This is a genomic window from Sulfitobacter sp. UBA4523 (assembly GCF_002388305.1).
Classification (GTDB): Bacteria; Pseudomonadota; Alphaproteobacteria; order Rhodobacterales; family Rhodobacteraceae; genus Sulfitobacter; species Sulfitobacter pontiacus.
In genome coordinates, this window is record NZ_DGMH01000066.1 from 101,535 (window position 1) to 111,224 (window position 9,690).

Consider the following 9,690-nt stretch of genomic DNA (forward strand, 5'->3'; position numbering starts at 1 on the left):
ACCGTCGTGCCCTTGGCCAAGGTCGCGGCCATCATGATGTTCTCGGTCGCGCCGACAGAGGCAAAGGGGAAGTCGATGACCGCACCTTTCAATGCCCCACCTTGCGCCTTGGCGTGCAGATAACCGTCACGCAAGTCGATCTCTGCGCCCATCAGGGCCAGACCATCGGTGTGAATATCCATCGGACGCGCACCAATCGCGCAGCCGCCCGGCAGCGATACCTGCGCGTGCCCTTCGCGGGCCAGCAGCGGCCCCAGCACAAGGTTCGACGCGCGCATCTTGCGCACGATGTCATATTCGGCGCGCGTGTTGATCTCGCCATGACACGACATCGCCAGAACCTGACCGTCCTGCATCGATGTCACCTCTGCCCCCAGGGACCGCAGCAATTCGGTCATGGTGCGGATGTCGGACAGGCGCGGCGCGTTGGTCAGCGTCAGCGGCTCTTCGGACAGCAGGGTCGCGGGCATAAGCGTCAGACAGGCGTTCTTGGCCCCCGCAATCGGAATTTGTCCCGACAGCGCACCGCCGCCTTTGACCACAATCGAATCCATCCTTCAGCCTTCCTTGGTTTGGCCGGTCGGCCCGTTATCTGTCTGCGCGTTATTATTTTGCGTGTCGTCGCTTTGGCTTTTGTCGCTGCGCGCACGCGCTTGCGCCTTGCGTCGGCCCATATTGGCTTTCAGCGCGGCTTTCAGCCTGTCTTCCCGCAATACATTGGGTTTTGGCGGCTTTTGTGGGGCGGTATCCTTTGACATGTCGATTGTCTAGCGCAGCGGACCGATATGGTCCAGATTACGCTTGCACCATATTGCGAATGGGTCTAATCACCCGCCCACAGTGCTGGAGTAGCTCAGTGGTAGAGCGCGTCATTGGTAATGACGAGGTCGGGAGTTCAATCCTCCCCTTCAGCACCAGATCCCCCCTTTAAACATATCGCTTTGCCCTGATGCCTTATTTACCTGGCGTTGCGGTTTTGGCATGTGCCATGGATGCGCCTGAAGGCGTCGCAGCGCCCCCTGCCCCGAAACGTCCCGAATCACGATGGCATAAGAAAACCCCGACCGCTTGCGCCGCCGGGGTTTGGATTTTCACGTGAAGCAATTTAGCCGCGATATGTCAGACCGGCAAACAGACGGCCCTGATCGCGGTGGCGACCCCCGTGGACCGACCCTGCGACAGATGCCACACCGGCAATCAGCGACGCGGCGGCCAGCACAAAGGCGGTCAGGATACCGGCGTTACGCGCGGTTTGCGCAGCTTCAACCGCTGCTTCTTTCGCCTCTGCCGCGGCTTGTTCAGCCTCGGCCTTGGCGGCGGCTACAGCGTCTTCGACTTCCTGACGTGCTTCCTGCGCTTGGGTCACGATCTGGTCCACACGCTCTTTCGCCTGAGCTTGGGTCAGATCGGTGCGTGCGGCAACAGCGCCGGCAAGATAGGTCCGGTCTTCCTCGCTCACCTCACCCGTGCGGTAGATATTCGCGACGATGCTGGCGGTCTGCTCTGCCAGTTGCTCGGGATCGGCTGTCAGGGGGTCGACCTGATTGGGGCGCAAAAGCTGGTTCGACAGGTAATCTGTCGGATCATTCTTGGCATCATCCGGGATTGCAGCACCCGCCGCATCGGCCAGTCCGGAGGCAGCACCTCCCACGGCAGAGCCCGCAGCTTCGACGACCGTACCAGCTGCTTTGCCTGCACCCGCAGCAACATTGCCCGCGGTATTGGCTGCAAAGCTCAGCGCGCTTGATAGCATTACGGCGGTGATCACAGAGCCGAGGCCCCAAACAACCAGACCGTTGATCCCGTCACGTGCAGTGACTTCATCATCCGTAGCGCTTTCGACGCGGCGGCGCATGCGGCCCGCGATATAACCACCGGCCAGATAAGAGGCGACCAGCGTGATCACCATCCACAGCGCGGTCAGCACCAGTTCAAGCGTCGATGAGTTGTCGGTTCCGTCCAGCGTAATCGACGACAGGCCAAGTGCCGCGCCGAAGGTGGTCAGCAAAAGGCCGATCGCCACAGCGACAACAGTGCCCGCGAAAATTGCGGGCCAGTCGACATAGGATCCATCGGCAGTTTTTTCAGTGAGTGTCGTGTTCATGTAAATGCCTCCCCGGCGTTTGATTACGCCAAACCGACCAGCGACAGCACCGCCATAACCACGACCACAAGACCAACGAGATAAATGATACCGCCCATTTTGAATACTTCCTCTTTGCGTGCCAGACGCGGGATGCACTGGCTTCACAAAGGCAACGTCAGGGAACCGGCATAGTTCCGCTGACCGCGCAAATTACCCGTACTGCGGGAGATGACAACGTGCGCGGGACGGGCGGTGACTACGGGTCGCCCTGCCACGTACCGTCAAAGATCATCTCGTCCACGGGGAGCCGTTTGCTCCAGCCTTTCACCTCAAGTTCGGGCGTCTGGTAAAGCTCGTCCACGTGGCCCAGACAGAGGTAGCCGACGATTTCTATCCGGTCGGGGATCTTCAGCAGATCACGCAGATCGGCATCGCGGAACACGCTGACCCAGCCCATCCCGATGCCCTCGGCGCGGGCGGCAAGCCAGAGGTTCTGGATCGCGCAGACGGTGCTATAAAGATCCATGCTTTGATTATGGGTGCGCCCCAGCACGACCTTGCCGCCACGGCTGCGGTCACAGGTCACGCATATATTGACCGGTGCCTTGCGGATACCTTCGAGCTTCAGCGACCTGTAGCTTGTCTGGCGGTCGCCCTCGAACATCTGGGCGGCTTCCTCGTTGGCGCGGTTGAAGGCTTGCCAGACCTGATCGCGTGCGGCCTGATCGCGGATGACGATGAAATTCCACGGCTGTGACAACCCGACGGACGGTGCGTGATGCGCGGCGGTCAGTATGCGGTGCAACACATCCTCGGCCAGTGGATCGGGTAAAAACTGATCGCGTACATCGCGGCGGGTAAAGATCGCCTTGTAGACGGCGTCGCGTTCAGCATCTGAAAAGGGCGCGGCGGGTGCCAGCGCAGAGGGTATCGGCATTGTTCAGTCCCCAACAATACATTTAAGCGCCAATCCCGCTGTCCATGCGGGGCAAGCTGTACTGTCTGGCCGGTCTTCTGACTTAGGGTCGTCTGGTCCGCGCGCCTTCCCAGAATATTCCAGTGGCCTATGCGCAAACCATCCCCATTACAGCGTTGGGCACGTGCCGGAGTTTCACCAGCTTCCCGATTCTTCCGCGAGGCGGACACCAGACCCGGACATTGGGCCACGGCTGTCCGCCCGGAACAAGCCCTAACGCGGGGATCAGCCGCGTTTGGTTGCGAAAATCTTCTTCATCACGGCGTCGAACTCGTTCCACGAGATGACGGCCTTGTTGCCTGCATAGCCGTGATAATAGGACCGCCCGTTAGAGGTCGGGAAACCGGCCCAGATACGTGCGAGGTTTTCCATAAAGCGGTGGCGGCTGATCTTGCCCTTCTTGAACGCGTTAAACCCCGCATCGACCAAAAGGATATCCGCCAGCCCGTCCTGCACCGCCGAGGTAAAGCGGTCATTCTTGCTCAGGCCCGCCTGTCGCACCAGACTGCGCAGCGTGGATGGAATGAATTGGTATCGACCGATGGCATGCGGTTGGCCCGGCGTGCGGTCGATCCAGCGGTAGATCTCGCCGATGGTCATTTGCGTCGGACGCTGTGGCGGCAGCCGTTTGGCCCCGTATTGCACGGCGTCATAGCCCTTCGGACCTGCTTCGGCCCAAGCGATGAGGCTTTTGAGGTCCGCGGCAGTGCTGACCCCGCTGAGCTCTTGGAAAGACCGGCTGCGGCTGCTCACGGTTTTGGACCGGACCTGCGCTTTGGGCTGGATCTTATGGCGCAGCTTGATCTGGCCCTGCCCTGCGGATTGCATGACGTTGAACGAGATGTCGCTTTGCATGGCAGAGCGCGCACCGGACAGGCTGAACCCTTCGGCGCTGACAGTAGTAGCGGCCAGAAGTGCCGCGGTTGCGATAATTGGTAGTGTGCAAGTAACTTTCATATCATCCCCCATGATGAAAAAATTTGTCATGGGACCATGGTGACCGCAGACGCCCGCGCTTTCATTTGCGCAAGCAGGTGGGTCGGGGCCATGGACGGATAGGGCGGCATATCTTTTGGGATAGGGCGCTATCCCGCGGTGCGGTTGCCCCCTCCGTTCAGACGGGCGTGGGCAGTGTGGCACGCGGAACGGCCCCGGTGTTTCACGCGAATCCAAAGAGGGGATTCGCGGTAAACCACGGAAAAAACGCATAGCCCGCGACCCGCAAATGGGGCGTCAAGCCCGCTTCCGGGGGCTAAGCCATGATATTCATTTACTTATTTCCCGCGCAGCGGTGGTCGTTTTGTCGGAGTTGCGCTATGATTAGTCGCAAATACATAAAATGGAGAGCATCTAATGACAGATGAAACGTCGCCGGGTATCCCGACACCCGACGGTGCCGCTGCCGTAATCGACACGGATTACGAGATCGGCCAAGACAACAAAGAAGGCAGCGTGGGGCCCTTCGGCTTCGACATTCACAACCCGGTCTTCGCGATCTCGGGTGTGTGTATTGTTGCCTTTGTATTCTATACACTCGCGCTGCCCGAACAGTCTGGCGCGCTGTTCACATGGCTGTTCTCGTCGGTGACAAAGGGCTTTGACTGGTTCTTTATCTCTGCCGGCAACATCTTTGTGCTATTCTGCCTGTTCCTGATCGTCACGCCTTTGGGCCGTGTGCGTCTTGGCGGGGCCGAAGCAAGCCCCGACTACACCTACCTTGGATGGTTCTCGATGCTGTTCGCGGCGGGCATGGGCATCGGTCTGATGTTCTATGGCGTCTCTGAACCGCTATCGCATTTCTCGAGCTCCATGGGCGGCACCGCTGTTGGCGAAGATGGCCTGCGCACCGATTGGGCACCTTTGGGCGCGGCCGCGGGCGATCAGGCCGAAGCGGTTCGTTTGGGTATGGCGGCCACGATCTACCACTGGGGCCTGCACCCTTGGGCGATCTATGCCGTTGTTGGGCTGGCGCTGGCGCTGTTCAGCTACAACAAGGGCCTTCCCCTGACCATCCGCTCTGCCTTTTACCCGATCTTGGGGGAACGCGTCTGGGGCTGGCCCGGTCACGTGATCGACATTCTCGCCGTATTTGCAACGCTCTTCGGTCTGGCGACATCGCTTGGTCTGGGCGCCACGCAAGCCAACGCGGGCTTGAACGAGCTCTTTGGTGTGGCGGTTGGTCCAACAACTCAGGTTCTGCTGATCACCGGCATCACCGCGATTGCGACCGTGTCCGTGCTGCGCGGCCTTGATGGCGGGGTCAAAGTCCTGTCAGAGATCAACATGGGTCTGGCGTTTTTGCTGTTGGCCTTCGTGCTGCTGGTCGGACCTACGCTGGCGATCCTGTCGACCTTCGGGTCATCGCTGCTGGCCTATGTGGAATATCTGCCCGGTCTGTCCAATCCGATCGGCCGTGAAGACGTCAACTTTATGCAAGGCTGGACATCGTTCTACTGGGCATGGTGGATCAGCTGGTCCCCTTTCGTCGGCATGTTCATCGCCCGCGTCAGCCGTGGCCGTTCCGTACGTGAGTTCCTGACCTGCGTTCTGCTGATCCCGAGCCTCGTTTGCGTCCTGTGGATGAGCGTCTTTGGCGGCGTTGCGATTGATCAGGTGATCAGCGACGGCTACACCGCCGCACAAGAAGCCGAGCTGCCACGCCAATTGTTCGCCATGCTGGACGCGCTGCCACTTGCCGGGATCACATCGCTGATCGGGATCGTCTTGGTCATTGTGTTCTTCGTGACCTCGTCTGACTCCGGCTCGCTGGTGATCGATACGATCACGGCAGGCGGCAAGGTTGATGCACCTGCGCCACAGCGCGTGTTCTGGTGCATCTTCGAAGGTGCCGTAGCGATCGTATTGCTGCTGTCTGCAGGTGGGCTCAAGTCGCTTCAGTCGATGGTTATCTCTACCGGATTGCCCTTTACTGTGGTGCTGCTGTTCCTGTGCTACGCAATCTTCCGCGGCCTGCGCGCCGAGATGAAGACGCAATAACGCAACCCTTACCGACGTTTGTGCTTTGCCAGTCAAAGCGCCTTATACCCCCCGCCGCCCCGTGCTGCGGGGGGTATTCTTTTGCACGGCACAGACAAACAAAAATGCGCCCAAAGTATTCTGACTAAAACTGTCGGATTGACATAACCTATAATTTCAATCAGGTTTATGGAAACGTCTAGCCACCCCGCCCGTGATCACGGGGACGCCCGACACATATGATGTGAGGAGTCCCACGATGAGACCATTCCCCAGAACGCAGACTGCCGTTCACCGTCAGGACCAAGCCGCAGGGCTGCCTGATGATCGGTGCCGCGTGCAACGTTCCTTTTCCATGACCATTGATAGAGCAGCCCTATGACATTTCATGCCCCCCCAAAGACCCAAGCCCCGATGAACGCGCTGCCGACCTACTCTGCCCGCGACCTGACCGAAGGCGGAGATCTCGCCCAAATCGTGCTGGATACCCAGACCTACACCCTGCGAATCACACGCGCTGGCAAATTGATCCTGACCAAATGAATGACGCACATCAGCACCCCGGCGGTGCCCCGGTAGGGTTCATCACAGAGTTGGACAGCCTTCAGGCCGCGTCGGTCATCTATTTGCGGATGTGGTGTGACGGGCCTGACGCACAGGAAAAAGTCAGCAGCGATTTTGCCAGCGTCCTCGGCCATACCAACGGGAGCAAGGCGCTCGCTACGTTTGAACAGCTATGCTCGCTTTGTGCACGGTTCGGGCGGCGGCCTTTGATGCGCCATTCGGTCACGTGCAAATGTCTGGGATCGGACGAATCCTGCTTTGCGAACTTCATCGCGACAGCCACGGACGGACAGCGCGAAGACGCGATGCTGATCGCGACCCTGCTGGTTCGCGCCGATATGGCCCCGCTGGTGGCATCGCTTGCTGCGGATTTCGGGCTGGCGCTCAAGCGGATGCGCCTGAGCGCACCAAGCGAGGTCGCGCAAATGGAAGCAGCACCGACGCTGCATTAACGGGCGCTTCGCGCGCCCGATCGACGCCTTATGTGCAACGCTACAACCCATTGAAATTTTTGTAAGGTTGCCGAAGTTTAATACTTGATTGTTTTTATCAGCCTTAGTAACCCGCCCGTGAATAGGTAGCCAATCGTCCAGACCAGCCCCCTAAAAACAGCCCGAATGGGCAATGACGAGGGCGATATGACTCAGACGAAAACACCACACAGCTTGCGTGGCCACACGGCCAGCCGCAGCATCGGCATGATGACGGCCGCCGCCATCGGCGCGACGTCTCCTGCAGCACTTTATGCGCAATCCAGCGACGAGCCGCTGCTGCTTCCCGGGATCGAGGTTGAAACCTCAGAGCCGCAGGCCGCCAAGCCCAAACCACAACCCGCCAAGAAACGCGCCGCGGCGACCCCTGCCCCCCGCGCGACACCGGCACCCGCCCCTGCACCCGTCGTGGCCGAGGCCCCCGTTGCTGCTGCCCCCGCCGCGCCCGTCGCTGGCGAGAACGGTCTGTCGCCCTACGCCAATCCCGAAGCCGGATATCAGGCCGTTCAATCGGGCAACTCGCTGCTGACGCAACCGCTGGTCGATACACCGCGCACCGTTACCGCAGTCACCCAGGAAGTGCTGCGCGACAAGAACGCGACATCGGTGCGTGAGCTCGCCCGCACCACCCCCGGCATCACATTGGGCACCGGCGAAGGCGGCAACGCATTCGGCGACGTTCTGTTCATCCGCGGTTTCCGGTCCTCCAACGACGTCTTCATCGACGGCGTGCGTGATTCCGGCGTTGCCGTGCGCGAAACATTTATGGCCGAACAGGTCGAGATCACCAAAGGCCCGTCTGGCTCCATCGGTGGGCGCTCGACCACCGGCGGCGCGGTCAATCTGGTGACCAAAAAGGCGCAGGATACGGACTTTGTCAAAACCACCACGACCTTTGGCACCGCCGATCTGGCGCGTCAGGAAGTCGACTGGAACAAGGTCTGGAACGACCGCTTCAAGACCCGCATCGGTGCCGTCGCCCAAGTCAGCGACGTTGCCGGCCGCGACGGGAGCAAAGACGACCGTCTGGGTCTGTCCATCGCTGCCGAATACAAAGCGACCGACCGTCTGACACTGGATTTCGAAGCCTACCAGCTGCAGATGAAACAGATGCCGGACTGGGGTGTGCCATGGGATGGCACCAACGGCGTGCCCTTCACCGAATCCGCTGCAGGCCGTCCGACGCTGGACCGGGACACCTTCTACGGCAACCCAGACCGCGATTTCCACGATGCGACACAAAGCGTTGCCACCTTCGGCGCGACCTTTGAAATCACACCGGGCATGACATTCACCAACCGCTCCCGTCTCAGCCGGACCGAGAACGACTATATCGTGTCGGCACCTGAACGCCCTGACACCTCGGATGCCGATCCGCAGAACTGGACGCTGACCGCCTCTCCCAAAAGCCGGTATCAGGTCAACGAAGTGGCGTCGAACACCAGCGAGCTTTCCTTTGGTTTCAACACCGGGTCGGCGCGCCATGACATGATCGCGGGCTTCGCGCTGTCGCGTGAAGAAATCAGTCAGCGCGGCTATGTCGGCCTATCCTCCGAAGTGGGCGGCGGCACTGCCGAGGACCGTCTCGAGGGGTGCTCTGTCGCGATCTACAACCCCGATGTCAGCGGCTGTTCCACAGCGACACCTGTCCGCAGCGCCGATGCGACGCTGACCGATGTCACCACACGGTCGCTGTATCTGAACGACACGATCACCTTTAACCCCCAGTGGCAGTTGAACCTTGGTGCCCGTCTGGATGACTACAGCGTCAGCCGGACCACCACGGAAGCCGGTGCCGATACGCTGTCGCGCGATGACACCATGTTCAACTGGAATGCCGGTGTTGTCTGGAAACCCCGCGACAACGGGTCGATCTACCTGTCCTATGCCACCTCCACCAACCCTGTCGGGGATGAGCTGGACGCAGGCGGCGGCAGCTACAACGGGATCGATTCCTCGAACCTGCTGCTGGAGCCTGAAGAAAACACCGCGATCGAACTGGGCACCAAATGGCAATTCGGCAACCTGACCGCCACCGCTGCGCTGTTCCAGACCACCAAGGACAACGCCCGTGAAAGCACAGGCGGCCGCGGCGCACCTGTTGTGACCACCGCGACCGGCGAATACCGCGTCCGCGGGATCGAACTGGGCTTTGGCGGCAACATCACCGAAAAGCTGAGCCTGTTCGGCGGTGCGACCCTGATGGACAGCGAAGTGCTGAAAAGCAGCAACCCCGACAACGTCGGCGAAGAGTTCGCGAATATCGCGCACGAGCAGTTCAACGTACTGGCCCGTTACGACTATAACGACCAGTGGAGCTTTGGCGGCCAAGCCACATGGCGCGGCAGCGTTCAGGGCGGCACATTCGCGGCGACCAACGGCAACGAGCTGCCCAGCTACTGGCGCTTTGACCTGATGGCGGATTACCACATCACGGATGATGCCTCGGTCAACTTCCGCATCGATAACGTGCTGGATGAAACCTACTATGACGCGCTGTACCGCTCCGGCACGCCGTTCGTCTATGTGGCACCGGGTCGCTCTGCGTCCATCTCTGTCAGCATGAAGTTCTAAACCACACACCCAAGGCTGGCGGT

At 60.2% G+C, this 9,690-nt stretch carries 8 protein-coding genes, 1 tRNA gene, 1 pseudogene and 1 riboswitch; of the genes and pseudogenes, 5 read left to right on the top strand and 5 right to left on the bottom strand.

The window, feature by feature from the left end; all coding sequences use genetic code 11:
- Positions 1–554 (bottom strand): annotated as a pseudogene (locus tag B3849_RS16455) (UDP-N-acetylglucosamine 1-carboxyvinyltransferase); the annotation flags it as partial.
- Positions 555–557: 3 nt separating this feature from the next.
- Positions 558–758 carry a hypothetical protein gene (locus B3849_RS16460; RefSeq protein ID WP_009826219.1) on the bottom strand — a complete coding sequence of 67 codons (201 nt, stop codon included), beginning with the start codon at positions 756–758 and terminating at the stop codon, positions 558–560.
- 84 nt (positions 759–842) lie between these two features.
- Here B3849_RS16460 and B3849_RS16465 point away from each other — a divergent pair.
- Positions 843–917 (top strand) — tRNA-Thr (locus tag B3849_RS16465).
- A 188-nt stretch (positions 918–1,105) separates the two neighbouring features.
- Here B3849_RS16465 and B3849_RS16470 read toward each other — a convergent pair.
- From B3849_RS16470 to B3849_RS16480, 3 genes are all read right to left on the bottom strand, one after another.
- The gene (locus B3849_RS16470; protein WP_278426413.1) at positions 1,106–2,104 is read right to left on the bottom strand and encodes a hypothetical protein; all 999 of its coding nucleotides are present in this window, start codon (positions 2,102–2,104) and stop codon (positions 1,106–1,108) included.
- Between the two features lie 238 nt (positions 2,105–2,342).
- Positions 2,343–3,023, bottom strand: coding sequence for a 5,6-dimethylbenzimidazole synthase (gene bluB / locus B3849_RS16475; RefSeq protein ID WP_278426411.1), 681 nt, complete (start codon positions 3,021–3,023; stop codon positions 2,343–2,345).
- 51 nt (positions 3,024–3,074) lie between these two features.
- Positions 3,075–3,251: riboswitch (cobalamin riboswitch) on the bottom strand.
- Between the two features lie 36 nt (positions 3,252–3,287).
- A complete protein-coding gene (locus B3849_RS16480) occupies positions 3,288–4,049 on the bottom strand; it encodes a hypothetical protein (protein WP_180828813.1) in 762 nt (253 codons plus the stop codon).
- 366 nt (positions 4,050–4,415) lie between these two features.
- Between B3849_RS16480 and B3849_RS16485 the strand changes: the two genes are divergently transcribed.
- From B3849_RS16485 to B3849_RS16500, 4 genes are all read left to right on the top strand, one after another.
- Positions 4,416–6,059 (top strand): BCCT family transporter, encoded by a 1,644-nt coding sequence (locus tag B3849_RS16485; RefSeq protein ID WP_278426409.1) that lies wholly within the window; start codon positions 4,416–4,418, stop codon positions 6,057–6,059.
- A 357-nt stretch (positions 6,060–6,416) separates the two neighbouring features.
- Positions 6,417–6,581, top strand: coding sequence for a hemin uptake protein HemP (gene hemP, locus B3849_RS16490; protein ID WP_009826214.1), 165 nt, complete (start codon positions 6,417–6,419; stop codon positions 6,579–6,581).
- Positions 6,578–7,054: a hypothetical protein gene (locus tag B3849_RS16495; RefSeq protein WP_005851872.1), complete on the top strand. Its 477-nt coding sequence runs from the start codon at positions 6,578–6,580 to the stop codon at positions 7,052–7,054. The genes hemP and B3849_RS16495 overlap by 4 nt, the downstream gene beginning before the upstream one ends.
- A gap of 186 nt (positions 7,055–7,240) precedes the next feature.
- The gene (locus B3849_RS16500) at positions 7,241–9,667 is read left to right on the top strand and encodes a TonB-dependent receptor (protein ID WP_278426407.1); all 2,427 of its coding nucleotides are present in this window, start codon (positions 7,241–7,243) and stop codon (positions 9,665–9,667) included.
- Positions 9,668–9,690: the final 23 nt, after the last annotated feature.

What these genes read in the sequence shown, in the direction of transcription:
- B3849_RS16460 (WP_009826219.1), bottom strand. Translation starts at nt 758, where the DNA reads ATGTCAAAGGATACCGCCCCACAAAAGCCGCCAAAACCCAATGTATTG.
- B3849_RS16470 (WP_278426413.1), bottom strand. Translation starts at nt 2,104, where the DNA reads ATGAACACGACACTCACTGAAAAAACTGCCGATGGATCCTATGTCGAC.
- B3849_RS16485 (WP_278426409.1), top strand. Translation starts at nt 4,416, where the DNA reads ATGACAGATGAAACGTCGCCGGGTATCCCGACACCCGACGGTGCCGCT.
- B3849_RS16495 (WP_005851872.1), top strand. Translation starts at nt 6,578, where the DNA reads ATGAATGACGCACATCAGCACCCCGGCGGTGCCCCGGTAGGGTTCATC.
- B3849_RS16480 (WP_180828813.1), bottom strand. Translation starts at nt 4,049, where the DNA reads ATGACAAATTTTTTCATCATGGGGGATGATATGAAAGTTACTTGCACA.
- bluB (WP_278426411.1), bottom strand. Translation starts at nt 3,023, where the DNA reads ATGCCGATACCCTCTGCGCTGGCACCCGCCGCGCCCTTTTCAGATGCT.
- B3849_RS16500 (WP_278426407.1), top strand. Translation starts at nt 7,241, where the DNA reads ATGACTCAGACGAAAACACCACACAGCTTGCGTGGCCACACGGCCAGC.
- hemP (WP_009826214.1), top strand. Translation starts at nt 6,417, where the DNA reads ATGACATTTCATGCCCCCCCAAAGACCCAAGCCCCGATGAACGCGCTG.